The sequence below is a fragment of the Candidatus Amoebophilus asiaticus 5a2 genome (genome assembly GCF_000020565.1).
Taxonomy (GTDB): Bacteria; Bacteroidota; Bacteroidia; order Cytophagales; family Amoebophilaceae; genus Amoebophilus; species Amoebophilus asiaticus.
The window spans coordinates 455,594-471,424 of sequence record NC_010830.1; the positions used below are offsets into that span (position 1 = coordinate 455,594).

At 34.4% G+C, this 15,831-nt stretch carries 15 protein-coding genes, 3 pseudogenes and 1 riboswitch; of the genes and pseudogenes, 6 read left to right on the forward strand and 12 right to left on the reverse strand.

The window, feature by feature from the left end; translation table 11 throughout:
• Nucleotides 1–71: 71 nt before the first annotated feature.
• Nucleotides 72–761: pseudogene (locus tag AASI_RS07935) on the reverse strand (IS1 family transposase).
• Nucleotides 762–1,250: 489 nt separating this feature from the next.
• Here AASI_RS07935 and AASI_RS01960 point away from each other — a divergent pair.
• From AASI_RS01960 to AASI_RS01975, 4 genes are all read left to right on the forward strand, one after another.
• On the forward strand, nucleotides 1,251–1,595 hold the full coding sequence (locus AASI_RS01960; protein ID WP_012472565.1) for a 4Fe-4S binding protein: 345 nt from the start codon (nucleotides 1,251–1,253) through the stop codon (nucleotides 1,593–1,595).
• Between the two features lie 83 nt (nucleotides 1,596–1,678).
• Nucleotides 1,679–1,996, forward strand: a complete 318-nt coding sequence (locus AASI_RS01965) for a DUF3276 family protein (protein WP_044282743.1) — start codon at nucleotides 1,679–1,681, stop codon at nucleotides 1,994–1,996.
• A gap of 144 nt (nucleotides 1,997–2,140) precedes the next feature.
• A complete protein-coding gene (gene ychF, locus AASI_RS01970) occupies nucleotides 2,141–3,238 on the forward strand; it encodes a redox-regulated ATPase YchF (RefSeq protein ID WP_012472567.1) in 1,098 nt (365 codons plus the stop codon).
• Nucleotides 3,239–3,356: 118 nt separating this feature from the next.
• Nucleotides 3,357–3,454, forward strand: a riboswitch (TPP riboswitch).
• A gap of 261 nt (nucleotides 3,455–3,715) precedes the next feature.
• Nucleotides 3,716–4,951 (forward strand): sodium:solute symporter family protein, encoded by a 1,236-nt coding sequence (locus AASI_RS01975; protein ID WP_187146285.1) that lies wholly within the window; start codon nucleotides 3,716–3,718, stop codon nucleotides 4,949–4,951.
• A gap of 44 nt (nucleotides 4,952–4,995) precedes the next feature.
• Here AASI_RS01975 and truB read toward each other — a convergent pair whose 3' ends face one another.
• From truB to AASI_RS08765, 5 genes are all read right to left on the reverse strand, one after another.
• Nucleotides 4,996–5,688, reverse strand: a complete 693-nt coding sequence (gene truB / locus AASI_RS01980) for a tRNA pseudouridine(55) synthase TruB (RefSeq protein ID WP_012472569.1) — start codon at nucleotides 5,686–5,688, stop codon at nucleotides 4,996–4,998.
• Nucleotides 5,689–5,729: 41 nt separating this feature from the next.
• Nucleotides 5,730–5,948, reverse strand: a complete 219-nt coding sequence (locus AASI_RS01985; protein WP_012472570.1) for a DUF3098 domain-containing protein — start codon at nucleotides 5,946–5,948, stop codon at nucleotides 5,730–5,732.
• Between the two features lie 4 nt (nucleotides 5,949–5,952).
• Nucleotides 5,953–6,846: a cell division protein FtsX gene (locus AASI_RS01990; protein ID WP_012472571.1), complete on the reverse strand. Its 894-nt coding sequence runs from the start codon at nucleotides 6,844–6,846 to the stop codon at nucleotides 5,953–5,955.
• 111 nt (nucleotides 6,847–6,957) lie between these two features.
• A protein-coding gene (locus tag AASI_RS07940; protein ID WP_148204915.1) for an IS1-like element ISCaa4 family transposase occupies nucleotides 6,958–7,637 on the reverse strand; the annotation gives its coding sequence in 2 pieces (ribosomal slippage) (nucleotides 6,958–7,319 and nucleotides 7,319–7,637; 681 coding nt in all).
• Nucleotides 7,634–7,792, reverse strand: a complete 159-nt coding sequence (locus AASI_RS08765) for a hypothetical protein (protein ID WP_012472572.1) — start codon at nucleotides 7,790–7,792, stop codon at nucleotides 7,634–7,636. Before AASI_RS08765 ends, AASI_RS07940 begins: the two co-directional genes overlap by 4 nt.
• 146 nt (nucleotides 7,793–7,938) lie before the next feature.
• Between AASI_RS08765 and AASI_RS02005 the strand changes: the two genes are divergently transcribed.
• On the forward strand, nucleotides 7,939–10,404 hold the full coding sequence (locus AASI_RS02005) for an ankyrin repeat domain-containing protein (RefSeq protein ID WP_012472573.1): 2,466 nt from the start codon (nucleotides 7,939–7,941) through the stop codon (nucleotides 10,402–10,404).
• Between the two features lie 208 nt (nucleotides 10,405–10,612).
• Here AASI_RS02005 and AASI_RS02010 read toward each other — a convergent pair.
• The 6 genes and pseudogenes from AASI_RS02010 to rpsF all read right to left on the reverse strand — a co-directional run bounded on the left by AASI_RS02010 (nucleotide 10,613) and on the right by rpsF (nucleotide 14,975).
• Nucleotides 10,613–11,553 (reverse strand): annotated as a pseudogene (locus AASI_RS02010) (IS481 family transposase).
• 408 nt (nucleotides 11,554–11,961) lie between these two features.
• Nucleotides 11,962–12,429, reverse strand: coding sequence for a YbhB/YbcL family Raf kinase inhibitor-like protein (locus AASI_RS02015; protein ID WP_012472574.1), 468 nt, complete (start codon nucleotides 12,427–12,429; stop codon nucleotides 11,962–11,964).
• Between the two features lie 132 nt (nucleotides 12,430–12,561).
• Nucleotides 12,562–12,780, reverse strand: a pseudogene (locus tag AASI_RS09280) (CPBP family glutamic-type intramembrane protease); the annotation flags it as partial.
• Nucleotides 12,781–13,876: 1,096 nt separating this feature from the next.
• Nucleotides 13,877–14,326, reverse strand: a complete 450-nt coding sequence (gene rplI / locus AASI_RS02025) for a 50S ribosomal protein L9 (protein WP_012472576.1) — start codon at nucleotides 14,324–14,326, stop codon at nucleotides 13,877–13,879.
• Between the two features lie 17 nt (nucleotides 14,327–14,343).
• On the reverse strand, nucleotides 14,344–14,595 hold the full coding sequence (gene rpsR / locus AASI_RS02030; protein ID WP_012472577.1) for a 30S ribosomal protein S18: 252 nt from the start codon (nucleotides 14,593–14,595) through the stop codon (nucleotides 14,344–14,346).
• Complete coding sequence (rpsF, locus tag AASI_RS02035; protein ID WP_012472578.1) at nucleotides 14,592–14,975, reverse strand: 30S ribosomal protein S6; 384 nt, start codon at nucleotides 14,973–14,975, stop codon at nucleotides 14,592–14,594. The genes rpsR and rpsF overlap by 4 nt, the downstream gene beginning before the upstream one ends.
• Before the next feature lie 107 nt (nucleotides 14,976–15,082).
• On the opposite strand from rpsF, the gene ung reads away from it, so the two are divergent.
• Nucleotides 15,083–15,745 (forward strand): uracil-DNA glycosylase, encoded by a 663-nt coding sequence (gene ung / locus AASI_RS02040; RefSeq protein ID WP_012472579.1) that lies wholly within the window; start codon nucleotides 15,083–15,085, stop codon nucleotides 15,743–15,745.
• Nucleotides 15,746–15,831 lie beyond the last annotated feature (86 nt).

Consider the following 15,831-nt stretch of genomic DNA (forward strand, 5'->3'; position numbering starts at 1 on the left):
TGACATATATAATCATTGGATCATCTTTGGTTTAGAATGATAATAGTATATGGCTATCAGATGTGGTATTGTTAAATTAAGATAGGGGGCTGATTATTTAGTTTAGCCATTAATAAATGAAGCGATTTTTCGATCATATGTACCTGCTTGCTATAACATTTACCTTTGCGTTTAAATCTAGCTAAATAGTGCCTCATTAAGCTATTATATCCTTCCACTGTATATGTTTGTATATGTTTCTGATTTGCTTTGTCTATGTTTATCTTTTGGAATAAACTGCTGGTAGCTTTTCCAATAATCACTACAATACAGCTTGCCTATATCCTTGACGAGCTCCCATAGCTTTAGTCCTGTTTGTCTCGATCGATCTCCACATACATAAGTTATAAAACGCTTGCTCATCCTATCAACAGCTATCCATATTCAGCAGTAGACTTTTTTGAACCTACATAAGTGTGTATTTCACCCATCTCGACTATCTCTACTTGATCTTGTCTTTCTGGTAAACTTACTTGCTCTCTACATGCTTTTACCCATTGATAGACTGTTCCATAGCTTATGTTGAGTATACGCCCTATAGCTCGAAATCCTAACCCTTCCAAATATAATTGCAACGCTTTTCGCTTAGTAGATACAGGTTTAACATCTGATTTGTGACTAACTGTGTAACGGAAACGGCAACTTTTACACTGATAGCGCTGTTTACCTCTAACAATTCCATCTTTACAGCTTTGAGCATTATTACATCGAGGACAGTTCATAGTTTCCCTCTAACTTAATAATTCTATCTCTTTTTAACAATACCAATAACTCTATCTTGTTTTAACAATACCCAGATGTTAAGTAAGGTTGGTAGTATGCATAGAGTAAGTAATACCAGATGTAAATAAAATCTTACTTATATAAAGAGATTCATATTGTGTATAATAGAAATGGTATAAGCCTATAATATAACTTGGAGTTATTAAATTACTATTTCATAAAGCAATTTTTAGCTGATAAACAGAGTAGTTTTGGGAATTGATTATCATAAAAGCATATTTGATGTATCTTTTTTTGCTAGATTGGAATGGGTATTGATTTAAAATTGACATTTTATAGTAGCATTTAAGATTAAGAGATTAAAAATTTTATATGCTAAGTTGAATTTGGGCTATAAATAGCTGATACTATATTTGTACTACAACAATAAACGTGTTATGTTGTTATAAAAACAAGCTTTAAATCCTTAAAAAAGTTAAAAGTATCTTATGGCTATAAAGATTACGGATGTATGCATTAATTGTGGTGCTTGCGAACCAGAGTGTCCTAATAATGCTATATATGAAGGAGGAGCTGCATGGAATTGGAGTGAGGGTACCAATTTAAAGCAAGTAAGCAAGAACGGTATTACCCTAGATGCCAGTATGCCGCAAGCACCTCTTTCAGAAGAGTTCTTCTATATTGTTACGGATAAATGTACAGAGTGTGTAGGGTTTCATGAAGAGCCACAATGTGCTGCCGTATGCCCTGTAGATTGCTGTGTACCCGATATGGACCATCAAGAAACTAAAGAAATGTTGCTAGAGAAAAAGGAATGGTTACATAACACATAATTTGCCTTACTTTTGTTTCAGTATTATAAAATGATTTTATTTGTAGTAAGTTTAAATTTTTGTATAACCTAAATCTAGATATTGTGGAAGCGCATAAAGAATCACAAGAAGTTTATTCAAAAAAAGTAAAGGCAGGGAAACGTACTTATTTTTTTGACGTAAAGGCAACGCGTGCTAACGATTATTACCTCACTATTACAGAAAGTAAAAAACAATATAGTGACGAAGGAAGCCGTTACGAAAAGCATAAAATCTTTCTATATAAAGAAGACCTTAATAAATTTTTAGAAGCTCTAAATAGTACAGCAGAACACATTAAAACTGAATTGCTGCCTCACTATGATTTTGACAAATTCAAAGATTTTAATTCTGATTCAGATAGAAGCAATCAAGAAGATTAAGTAGACAAGATTGCTAATAAGCCTACCCACTGATATGTTAGCGTGCATATAAGCAGCAATTATTTTTATTAATTGCTGATGTGTTGTTGTGAGTTGTCATGCGCAAATACAATACAGGGGGTAGGTTTCTTTCATTAAACGCTAATGGCTTTAAAATATGGTATTGTAGGCCTACCTAACGTAGGCAAATCTACGTTGTTTAATGCACTTTCTAATGGGAAGGCATTAGCTTCTAATTTCCCTTTTTGTACAATAGAACCTAATGTAGGCATTGTATCGGTTCCAGACGAAAGGTTGCAGATACTGGCAGGTCTTATTGAACCTAAAAAGGTTGTTCCTACCTTGCTGGAGTTTGTAGATATAGCTGGCTTAGTAAAGGGTGCTAGCCAAGGCGAGGGTCTAGGTAATAAGTTTTTGGCAAATATCCGAGAGGTAGATGCTATTGTACATGTAGTTCGTTGCTTTACCAATGATCAGGTTATACATGTTGCTGGACAAGTAGACCCTGTATTCGATAAGGAGATTATTGATCATGAGCTTCAACTTAAAGACTTAGAAACCATTGAAAAACGCATTGCTAAGTCTGAGAAGATAGCTAAAACAGGCAATAAGGAAGCACAGCAAGAATTTCTTTTGCTAAAGAAATTAGAGGATTGGCTTCAGCAAGGTCATAACCTAAGAGGAGCAGATCTAGAGCCAGCGCAACGCGAATTAGTAAATACTTGGCAACTGCTAACCATGAAGCCTGTGGTCTATGTAGCGAATGTAGATGAAGATACACTTAGAAAGCGTACAAACTCTCATGTTGCTAAACTTCAAGAAGCAATTAAAGGCGAAAATGCCGAACTCATATTAGTGTGTGCAAATATAGAAGCAGAAATAGCTGAATTAAGCCCAGAAGAAAAAACAATTTTATTAAGTGAGTATGGATTAGGCATTTCTGGACTAGATCAACTTATCAAAGCGTCTTATAACAATCTAAACCTTATTACCTACTTTACAGCAGGTCCACAAGAAATACGTGCTTGGACCATTCAGCAAGGTACCAAAGCACCACAAGCAGCAGGCGTTATCCATAGTGACTTTGAAAGGGGATTTATTAAGGCAGAAGTTATAAAATTGGATGACTATCAAACCTACAAATCAGAACTAGCATGTAGAGAAGTTGGTAAGATAAGGATAGAGGGAAAAGATTATATAGTACAAGATGGAGATATTATGCATTTTCGTTTTAATGTGTAAATAAAAACCATAAAAAATTACTTGGTATTTAAGAGTAGTTCACTTTGTATTGTTTGTAAATACTAAACTTCAATATATTTGATTTTGGTTAAATTTTAAATTTATATTTGCAATTAGAATTTGTCCAACGGGGTGCCCACCAAGGCTGAGAAGCATAAGCTAACCCGTACACCTGATCTAGATAATACTAGTGGAGGAATTGTGTAAAAATATTTCATTCATCAGTAATATTTACAGGTGGTGTCTCCCTACTCCTTTCCTCTCCGTTGAATGTAATATGTTTATTTATCAACGAAGTACTATATGATGTCATCTACTACCTCTCTCTGGCATACGCTTACCTTATGGGATTGGAGTATGTTTCTGCTAACTGTATTGCTCACGCTACTAGCATCTGTTTACGGAGTATATATACAAAAAAGGTATTTTATTAATCATAAGGAGGATACAAGAAGTTCTTGGACCGAATATATATTGATGGGAAGGCGTTTAACACTACCCCTTTTTGTTGCTACATTGGTGTCCACTTGGTATGGAGATATTCTAGGTGTTACGCAAATTGCTTTTCAATATGGCATATATACTTTTCTGACACAGGGTGTGTTTTGGTATATCTCCTATATACTGTTTGCTATATTACTAGCTAGATATATTAGAAGAATGCAAATTTTAAGCTTCCCAGAGCTTTTTTCTCGGTTAGTAGGTAATGGTCCTGGCAAATTTTCTGCTACGCTTATTTTCATAAAAACCTTACCAGTTACTTATGCAATAGGGGTGGGAATATTTCTGAAAACACTCTTTCCTATTTCTTTCCCAGTGGCAGTAAGCATAGGCTTGATATTTGTGTTTATTTACAGTCTGTTTGGTGGCTTCCGGGCCATTGTTTTCTCTGATTTTGTGCAGGTTATCTGTATGTATCTAGGTGTTATTTCTGTAGTTATTATCTCTTTTTTAAAATTCGGTGGCATTAACTACCTGGTATTACATTGTCCGCCTAGCCATTTCACCTTTTGTAGTAATTTTTCTGCATTAGATACGTTTGTATGGTTTTTTATAGCTATCTCTACTACTTTTTTAAATCCTACTTTTTATCAACGATGCTTAAGCGCACAGACAGACCGTGTGGCAATAAGGGGTATTCTTGTTTCAATTTTCTGCTGGATCGTATTTGATATCTGTACTACACTTATAGGTCTTTACGCAAAAGCTTACTGTCCTAGTGTAGAACCTCTGAATGCTTCTCTATATTATTGCTTGCATATATTGCCCCATGGTTTAAAGGGGTTGTTTTTGGGTGCTGTGCTAGCTACTATTTTATCGACGCTAGATTCTTTTATGTTTATATCTAGCACAACACTCATGTATGATTTGAAGCTCATGCAGTATAAATCAAAATTCTTATCTCATCTAGTAGCCTCCTCGATTACAGGAATTTTTACATTCTGTATAGTTATCTTTTATAAAGGAAATTTCGAAATGGCTTGGCGTCTGTTAAAAGGCGTTTTTGCAGCCTGCATTTTTCCACCTTTTATCTTAAGTTATTTTAAGCCACATTGCATAAGTACTCGTTTGTTTACAGGGTCATGTTTATGTGTGCTAGTAGGCATGCTTATATGGAATGTTACCAAGCCTTTACCTATAGATGCTTTTTATATAGGACAAGGTATTTCTTGGCTTATATTAGGAATAGGTATCTTAAAGAAGCATTTATAAGTTTAAAGATATAATTAGATGAGCTTTATCATTAATAGGTAGATTTATAAAACATTTAAGCGTGAATCATCCAACTTTGTAAGATTTTCTATTTCGTAAGCTTCATTGAGGCTATATGGCCCTATATGAGTTCTACATAGCTCTGATAAATAAGCCCCTGTACCTAATCTTTCTGCAAAATCACGTACAATACTGCGTATATAAGTTCCTTTGCTACAAGTAATCTCAAAATTAACAGATGGTAAATCAATAGCGGTAATAGTAAAATTATGGATAGTTACCTCTCTAGGCTGTAAGTCAGGTTGACTACCTTCCCGTGCCTTTTTGTAGGCTCTAACTCCTTTAGTTTTTATAGCCGAGTAGGCAGGAGGGATTTGTGTAATACAGCCTATAAAAGTTTGTGCTAGCTCGTATATAGCTGTCTCAGTAATATGGTCATATGGGACGGAGCTGTCAAAAGGAGTTTCTAAGTCAATAGAAGGTGTAGTTTTTCCTAATACTAGCTGGCCAGTATAAACTTTAGCTAATTCTTGATAGTAACTTATGGTTTTGGTTTTCTTTTCTGTACAAATAATTAAAAGCCCTGTAGCTAAGGGATCTAGCGTACCAGCATGTCCTATTTTCTTTATTTTAAAAGTATTTCTAAGCTTTTTTACTATGTCAAAAGACGTCCAGCCTAATGGTTTATTAATAAGGAGCATGGTTCCTTCTGAATGATTCAATTGTTGCAATTCCATATAAAAGAGTATAAATAAAGAAAAAATAGGATAGATTAAACTTATTTTCTTTTTGCTGTGTACATGATTGCAAAGAATTCGATAATAAAGCCTAGTACAAGCATAATAGGGCCTATTGTAATACCTAATGTGCCAAAGCCATAAGGTTCTTTATCTAACGACATTAATACATATCCTATAAATATTAATATAAACCCTGTAACTAGTAATGTGTAATTGATCTTGCAAAAAGGCAGTTTATTAGTTTGTTGTTGCTTCATGGTTTTAATGTAAATTTTCTAGAGATAAATGTAAGTACTTATTAATTGCTTGGTAAGTACCCAAGAATGTAATACCTATCCCTAATAATGGTATACAGGCTAATAATATAAAGATCTTGATGGGCTGCTGTAATGTGGGTAAAGAATCTATCTGTAGATTGGCATAGTGCAATAAAGAAAGTAAAAGTACATCTGCTATGGTGCCAGCTAACAAACCAATGAGCATAGATCTTAGCAGAAAAGGCTTTCTTATAAAGCTAGCGGTAGCACCAACCAAGTTCATGCTTCTTATTAGAAAACGTTGTGAGTACAATGCCAGTTTAATTGTATTGTTGATTAAAACGATTACTGCAAAAAGTAAAATAATGGTAAAGAAAATGAGCACTATACTAACTTGTCTAACATTTTTATTAATGGTAGCAACCAAATTTTCTATATAGCATACTTCAAAAACCCCATCTATATCTGATATATCCTTTTTAATACTTTGTAACAACTCGGTTGCCTGATAAGCTGGGTCAATATGTACTATATAGCTATCTCTTAATGGATTATCTTTTAAAATTTGTGTAAAATCTTCGCCTGTTTCCTTTATGAAATTCTCTGCTGCTTCTTTTTTAGAGATAAACAGTATTTGTGGACCTCCATTCCTTTTTAGCACAAAAGCTTGTTGGCTTAAAAATTGGTCAATCTTTACAATACCATTTTCTGTTATATTTTTATTTAAATAAACTTGGATAGTCACATTTTCCTGAACTGTTTTTGTAAGCTTGGTAGCATGGATAAGGAGTAATCCGAATAATCCCATGACAAATAGAGCTAGCATGGTACTAAAAATTACATTGGCAATCGGAAAACTTCCAAGTTGGCTTTTGGGCCGTTCTACATATTGTTTCATATAGCTGCTACTAGACAAATTTAATCCTTTGCAAAATAAAGCTTAGCTTTTACATTTATATCAATATTGTGCTAACATGTAGTAGAAAGAAACAAAAAAAATTAGGTATTGTTAAATTAAGATAGGGGGCTGATTATTTAGTTTAGCCATTAATAAATGAAGTGATTTTTCTATCATGTGCACCTGTTTGCTATAGCATTTTCCTTTACGCTTAAATCTTGCTAAATAGTGCCTAATTAAGCTATTATATCCTTCCACTGTATAAGTTTCTGATTTGCTTTGTCGGTGTTTATCTTTTGGAATAAACTGCTGGTAGCTTTTCCAATAATCACTACAATACAGCTTGCCTATATCCTTGACGCGCTCCCATAACTTCAATCCGGTTTGTGTCGAGCGATCTCCACACACATATGATATAAAACGCTTGCTCAATCTATCAACAGCTATCCATATCCAGCAGTAGACTTTTTTGAACCCACATATGTGTGTATTTCATCCATCTCGACTATATCTACTTGATCTTGTCTTTCTGGTAAACTTACTTGATCTCCACATGCTTTTACCCATTGATAGACTGTTCCATAGCTTATGTTGAGTATACGGCCTATAGCTCGAAATCCTAATCCTTCTAAGTATAATTGCAACGCTTTTCGCTTAGTAGATACAGGTTTAACATCTGATTTGTGACTAACTGTGTAAGGGAAACGGCAACTTTTACACTGGTAGCGCTGTCTACCTCTAACAATTCCATCTTTACAGCTTTGAGTATTATTACATCGAGGACAATTCATACTTTTTCCTCTAACTTACTAATCCTATCTCTTTTTAACAATACCAAAGCAAATAATAAGAGGATATATAAATTAATGGATGATAACAGTGAGTCTTTTTTACTATTATCCAGTTTAAGTGGCTCGAATGGCCCCTCGTGCTTTTTCAGCCTCATGCCAGCGGCTTTGCATTTATTTAGTAGGTGCTCTTCTACAAATACAAAACTCTTATTCTAAATCCTAAGAAGTAAGGACGTTTTTTTGCAAACAATTTATTTTTATAGTAATATACTTCCCACTTTATAATATAATCTATATTACTATGAAACCTACTTATTTTTCAAAAGGAGAACGCTTGCTGTCTTGTATTTTATTAATTAGCCTTTCTTTACAAATGCAAAGCTGTGGTGGCATACACAATACCATTATGCCTATTCAAAAAAAGCAACCAGAAATTATACAGAATAATATTCATCCAAGTATCACTACAATAAACATCGCTCCTTTAGCAGGTCAGGCTCTTACAGCTCAGGGAGACCATACAGTTAGATTCTATGTGGAAGCTGATAAGCTACGCGCGAGTGTAGAAGAAAACTTGCCTGTGGGCTTTAGCAGAACGCATAAGGATTTACCTGTATACCTAGCAGCAGATGTAGATATAGCAAAAGTAGCTAGCTTAAGTGAGGTAGAACAAAAGAGGTTGATTGAGGTACATTTACCAAAATCTAATCAGCCAGGGCATGTTTATCTAGGGAAAAGAGGACTCTTAGGCGGTATGAGGGAAGGTAAGAATATTCCCGATGAATGTTTGTGCCCAATCACCCATGAGATTATGGAAGATCCTGTTATTGCGCAAGATGGGCATACCTATGAGAGAGCAGCAATACAAGGTTGGTTTGATAGGGGACATAGAAATAGCCCTATGACTGGGGGTAAAGTACTTAGTATTGAGCTAGTTCCTAATTATACTATGCGAAGCTTGATAAAAAATCTGAAAGAGACCAATTCTGTCCTAGCTAGACATCAATTAGATACAAAGCACCTTGAAGCAGTTATTAAATTGCGAGAAGAAGAGTTCGTTGATAAATGGGCACAAAAGGGACACTTAGTAAATTTAGCACATGAAATTGTTCATAGAGACAATGGAAAAGGTAAAGGCGGAATACAGGATTTATCAATAGAACTTATTAAGGAGACTACTAAGGATTTTGCTAAGGACTATGTTAAAATGGGGTTAACTGCAATGATTGGCAGTGCTGTTGTAGGTGGTGGTGCACTTATATATGAGATAGGACTTTTAAATTCATTTCTAGCAGCTGGGCTTACAGCAACCACGGCTACAGCTTTATATTTTGTAAAGAATAGGAAACGTAAGAGAGACCACACATCTTCCCTCTCTCCTTCTATAGACGCTATAGACGGCTCAAAATCTGAAGATGTTCTCCTTTCTCCCGAAGGAAAAAGACTAAGAATATCTCCCTCCCTAGAGGTAATAGATATAAATAAACTTGATGAAGATAATAATACATCGTTGCATATAGCCGCCAGCGAAGGTGATTTAGATAGAGTTAAGGCACTCCTAGAAAAAGGTGCAGATGTAAATATTACAGGAAAATATGGTAATACACCGATACATTTAGCTACAGAAGAAGGACACTTAGAGATAGTTAAGCTACTATTAGAAAGAGGGGCAGACATAAATACTAAAAATAGATATAGTATTGGTTGTACACCATTGATATTAGCTGCACGTGGGGGCTACTTAGAAATAACAAAGCTACTATTAGAAAGAGGAGCAGATATAAATGGTAAAAATAAAATCGGTAGACTTAGCAAATATGGTGGTCCGCTTCACGAAGCTACTGAAAGCGGCCATTTAGAAGTTGTTAAATTATTATTAGAAAAAGGAGCAGACGTAAATGCTAGACGTCAAGGTGTTAGTTTTAGTAAAAGTAATTATGATATACCATTACATTTAGCTATTGGAAATGGTCATTTGGAAGTAGTTAAAGTTTTAATAGGAGAAGGTGCTGACGTACATAAGAAGGGACTAAAGGGTTATCCACTATACCTAGCTGTTGAGCAGGAAGATATAGAAATGGTTAAATTACTACTAGAAAAAAGAGTAGATATAAACTGTAAAAACGAGTATAGTTATTCAGACGCGGGAACAGCCTCTGCTCATACACCACTGCATAGAGCCGCTTGTAATGGCAACATAGCCTTAATCAGATTGTTAATAGATAAAGGTGCTCATGTAGACCCTATAAACAGTTATCAGGATACACCACTACATTTAGCCGTTAAAGGCGGCCATTTAGAAGTAGTAAAATATCTAATAGAAAAAGGGGCAGGTATAAACAGTAGAAATATATATGGTAATGCCTCTATTTTTTATGCTATTGAGAAAAAACATACAGAAATAGTTAAGCTACTGCTAAGAAAAGGAGTAAATTTAAATTTTAACGTTTGCATAAATGAATCTTTTATGGACCAAGGGAAAGAAGGTAGTTACTCTTTATTACATTGGGCTACCAGTACAGGAGATGTGGAAGTAGTTAAACTATTATTAGCAAAAAGAGCCAATATAAACATTCAAGACCAGGATGGTAAGACTCCTTTGCACTGGTCCGTTAATAGCACTTCGCTAGATTTAGTTAAACTATTAATAGAAAATGGAGCTGACCCGAATGTTAAAGATAACAAAGGCACCACACCTATGAAAATAGCCTCTCGAAAACGCAAATATAAAACTGAGTTAATTGAATTACTAAGCAAAAAAGAATAAAGAGTAAGGAACAAACAGGCTACTATTATCTTTCTTTTGTCTGCTTCTTGCTTTTTTTCAGGACGTGTTTTTGTTGACACAAAACAGTCTTGGCTTGCTCCCTTCGGTCGCCAAGCGTATCTTAGTAGTATCTATTAATGGTTAAAATTTTTCTTATGCGCACTAAATCTCCTGCCCTTCGTAACAGCCGCCTTGTCTTTCGGGTCTATTAGATATTCAGTCCCTTAGTGAAGGTATTAATATTTTGGTAAAAAAGCTGAGGATTTTTGCCCCATTGTTCTTCTAAAAATTGCCAAGGAGTTTTACCCCTTAAGGCCTTGAGTCTACGAGCGAAATTATAAGCTAACAAGAAGTCATTTAGATGGCACTTTAATTGTTGGTGGTTGCTATAATAATAGCTTTGCACAGTGGCTTGTATTCATACACTCTACCTGTCCATTGGTCCATGGGTGTCTATTTGCGTCCTTCTATGAACAATATCTGCTTGCTCACAAATACGATCAAACATAGGTTCGAGTGCTAACTCTCCTTCTTTTCTATCGGTAAATTGTACTCCATTATCTGTTAGTATTTTATGGATCTTATAGGGAACAAAAGCTATCAAGTCTTGTAAAAAGCCTACTGCTGCCGACTTAAAAGCAAACGGATAGATCCTGGCGTAGCAAAACTTACTAGTCCTATCTATGGCTACAAACAAATAGAGTTTACCCTCGGCTGTTTGTACTTCTGCTATATCTATATGGAAATAACCAATAGGATAGGTTTTAAAATGTTTCTTAGCCGCTTTCTCCTTATGCTGCACTTTCTCTAGCTTAGGGCAGCCATGACGCTGAAAACAGCGATGCAAAGTAGAATGGGATAAGTGAGGTATGGTTTCTTGTAAAGTATACAGACAATCATCTAAAGGTAATTGAGTCAGCTTTCTAAAAGCAATAATCACCTTCTCTTCTTGCTCGTTAATACCTTAGAACGTCTTACTTCTGGCCCCATAGGCACATCTTGGCAAAAAGTTCTCTTTTCCCACTTAGCTACCGTTTTACGGTTGAGACCAAAACGCCTAGCAAGGGTTGCTATATTCTCTTGAGATAGCTGTATTTCTCTGCGGGTTTTCTCTGTTGTCCTGGCGCATTTATGTAGTAATTGTCCCATAGTTTTTGTGTTTGGTTTTTATCACTAATAATATCTTTGCTAATATAACCATAATTGTTAGGGACCAAACAACTAATGTTTATTGGAAGTTTGAGTACGCATTCACGGGTCTGCCAATGCTAGAAATACGTTGTTTTAAGTATAAAAAAGCACTTGGTTGCTAAGAATAAAACATGCAGCAACTATAAGATTAACCGTATACTAACCATCAACAATAGTTTTTATAGCTAGTTGCTAAATAAAATATGTGTTTTTCGCTCATTTTAAAGGTAGTATACTCGTGAACGCGTACGAAGTTTGAAGCTATTTTTGCCACTTATTTCAGTATAGTAGATATATGCACCAAAATCAGTATTACTTCACTAATTTGGCTAAGTCGTTTGTCCTTATATTATAATTATAAATTATTTACATCCAATCATATTCTCTTTCATACTTCCCTATAAGTTGTGCTTGTTCTAAAATATGTCCTTCCATACCTTCTTTTATATTTTGATAGCTGGCGCCATCATTTAAAGGTAAAAAGTAATCTAATGCATATAAAGTAAAAAAATAACGATGCTCGCCAGTAGGTGGACAAGGACCTCCATATGCTAATTTACCCCAACTGTTTGCTCCAATTTTTATGCCTTCTGGGAGCTGTTCAACTGCCTCTGGTATTTTATGCAGGTGAGAAGGAATATTAAATAGAAGCCAATGGTACCAAGTTCCTTTAGGTGCATCTGGATCTTCCATAATCAGAACAAATGACTGAGTTTCTTTTGGAGCATCTTTCCAATGTAAGGTTGGCGATATGTTGTCTCCATCACAAGTAAAGATGCTAGGTATATACCCTTCATTTTTAAAATTTGGACTTATAAGTTTAAATTTATCCATAAAATTGCCCAGTAGATGAATATTTTATTTCCAATTCACTTTAATCTATATGTTATTTATAGCAGATAGCTTAAACATGATTACTAAGCAAGCCTAACTTATTTATAAAGTAAAGCATAACCTTTGCATTTTTTATAAATTTGCTGTCACCATAAGGTAAGAAAAGAACAAGAAATGTAAAATATTGACTCCAAAATGTGTTAGGGTAGCAGCTTCTATTGTATTTGTTTTTGCATATTTTGTTCCATAACCTATGCTAGCCAAGGTAGTCATAGGTGTGCACGCAGGTAAATGTAATGTGCCAAACAATATAGAGGCTAGTAGATAACTTATCCAAGGTACAAATTTTAGAAAAAAGGAAAAAGTGAATAAAGTTCTTTTGTAAGTAGCCTCTAAAAAATATTTCTTCTTTTAAGGTAGTGTCAAGTAGTATAATAGTAGTTATTGAACTAGAAGGTATTTTAGGATTCCACGCCACTAGCCTATATATATAGTTGCCCACTAATAACAAGGTAATACAAACCATAAGAGAGATAGCGGTCTACTTTAAGGTTCTATCCCAATTATAATCAGTAATAGCTGTCTGTTTGTAGAAATATAAGAAAAGGAAAATATAAACTGGCTTTTCTACATTTAAATACATAGTATAAGGAATAGCATTTTTAGATAGATGTGTGGTATCTAAAGTTTTTCCAATTATGGAGACTAGGCAAAAGGTGCATAGGAAATCCTAAGAAGAATAAGTAAATAGCAAGATATAATAGTAGTTTGTGAGATAAATGGAATAGGAAAAAGCGTAATAAGTACATGGCTATTGCTAAGCAACCTATATTAGCTATGCCTACTAAGTTGATATGACGGATACTAATTCCTAAGACTAATGACGTGAAAAACATATAGCATTCTAATTTTTTATACAGGCGAATTCCTACCCAAGCCAACACAGTACAAAGAATACATAGCTAAATTCCATAGAATTTATGTTCGTATATCACATTATGTAGCTTAAGTACTTAAGTAATTGTAGCTTATTAGACTAGTGTATAATTCCATATATATAATATATTCTCGTTAAATGATCCTCTTGCTGGAATGTAGTAAAGTAAAGTATAAGAATGCTTCTGTAATAAGTATTATCAAAAGTTGTTAAAATATTCTAAAAATTGCTGGTATATCAAGAAGTAATCTATTAGAACAAAGGTTTAGATGCGGTAAGTAGGTAAAGTAAATTGATTTATTAACTGAAGGTTATAAGAAGATTAATCATATAGATACATAAACAGTTGCGTATCAAAGTTTGGTAAAAAAGTAGTTTTTTGTTAGTATAAACAAGAACTGTTATAGGATAACCTATAATATTTCTAAATAAAATATGGCGTAAACTTTTCTTGTGTTACGCCATATGATAATAAATTATTGAAGCAAGTTTATAAAACCAGACTATAGGTTATTCTTCTGCTATTACTTCAAATGATAAGGTAAGTACTACTTCCTTATGCAATTTTATAATTGCTTTGTGAGTACCTAGTGTCTTGATAGGCTTTTCAAAACTGATATCTCTACGATCTGCTATATACCCAGTTTGTTCTTTTAAGGCATCTGCTATTTGAATAGGGGTAATAGCTCCAAATATTTTTCCTTTCTCCCCTACTTTTGCCTTTATTTTTATAGCAAGCTGACTTAGTCTATTGGCTATAGATTCTGCATCTTGTTTACGTTTTGCCATTTTATGAGCCATTTGTTTAGCATTTTCTTGTGCTATCTTTTTGTTGGTCTCATTAGCAACTAATGCAAATCCTTGTGGAATAAGATAATTTCTAGCATAGCCTGGTTTGACTTTTACTATTTCATTTTTATATCCTAATCCTTTAAAATCTTGTTTTAATATTATTTCCATCTTATTAAGGCTAATAGCTACTTAAGATTATCAGTTACATAAGGCAATAAAGCCAAATGCCTAGCACGTTTTATTGCTTGTGCTACTTTCTTTTGATATTTGAGGCTGTTACCAGAAATACGGCGTGGAAGTATCTTCCCCTGCTCATTTAAAAACCTAAATAAAAAGTCTAGATTTTTATAATCTACATACTTAATACCAAGTTTCTTAAATCGGCAATATTTCTTTTTAGTATGTCTTCTGCCTATTGATTCATTTATTAAGGTCATGCTATCACCTCCTTCTTAGGTTCAAATTCAATATGTTTTTTTAATTGTAGCGTTCCATTTCTCTTTTGTTCATTGTATTCGATACCGTCTTTATCCAATACAAAAGTCAAAAAGCGGATAATGTTTTCATCACGTTTATAAGCAATCTCCAAGGTAGCAATTACCTCTGGTTTCGCTTTAAACTCTATCAGGTGGTATATTCCTGTATTTTTATGTTGAATAGGATAAGCTAGTTTTTTCAACCCGATTGCTTCTTCATGTACTATTTCTACTTCTTTTTCCAAGAGGAAATTTCTAAACTTGGTAATAGTACCTTCAGTTTGCTCACTAGTCAATACGGGCGTCAAAACAAATACCGTTTCATAATTTTTTAACTTCATGCGTATTGGATTTGTAAATGGCTTTGTAAATACCTCGACGAAATTAGTAAAATTTAAGCTAAAGTCAATAATTTTATTGCATTATTGAATTTAACTTTTCATATATTATGCAAGTTAACATAGCTCCTTCATGGAAACCATACTTAGAAGAAGAATTTAACAAGCCCTATTTCGAGCAGCTGGCAGCTTTTGTAAAAGCAGAATACAAATCTAATACTATCTACCCACCTGCCAAGCAAATATTTAATGCATTTGAGCTATGTAGCTTTGATAATACTAAGGTTGTTATCTTAGGTCAAGATCCTTACCATGGGTTCAAGCAGGCAAATGGACTAAGTTTTTCTGTAGGCAAAGAAGTTCGCATGCCGCCTTCTTTAGTCAATATTTTTAAAGAGATCGAGAGTGACTTAGGACATCCTGTGCCAACCAATGGTGATTTGACGCGGTGGGCGCAGCAAGGTGTATTGTTACTAAATGCCACCTTAACGGTACGAGAAAAGCAGCCAGGTTCTCATCAAAACAAAGGATGGGAAACCTTTACTGATACAATTATTTCTATCTTGTCACAACATAAGCAACATTTAGTGTTTATGCTATGGGGAAACTACGCACAAAAAAAGGAAGTGCTGATTGATACTAGTAAGCATTTAGTATTAAAATCTGCCCACCCATCGCCTTATGCTGCAGATCGAGGCTTTTTTGGCAATAAGCATTTTAGCAAGGCAAATGCATATCTAGTTGAGCATGGCCTAACACCCATCAACTGGTAAAAGAAGGTAATCTGTTTAAGTTAGTAACCCATAGGTAGATGTTACTCCTATAGCTATTAAGAAATGTCTCATTTCTATTAGAAATT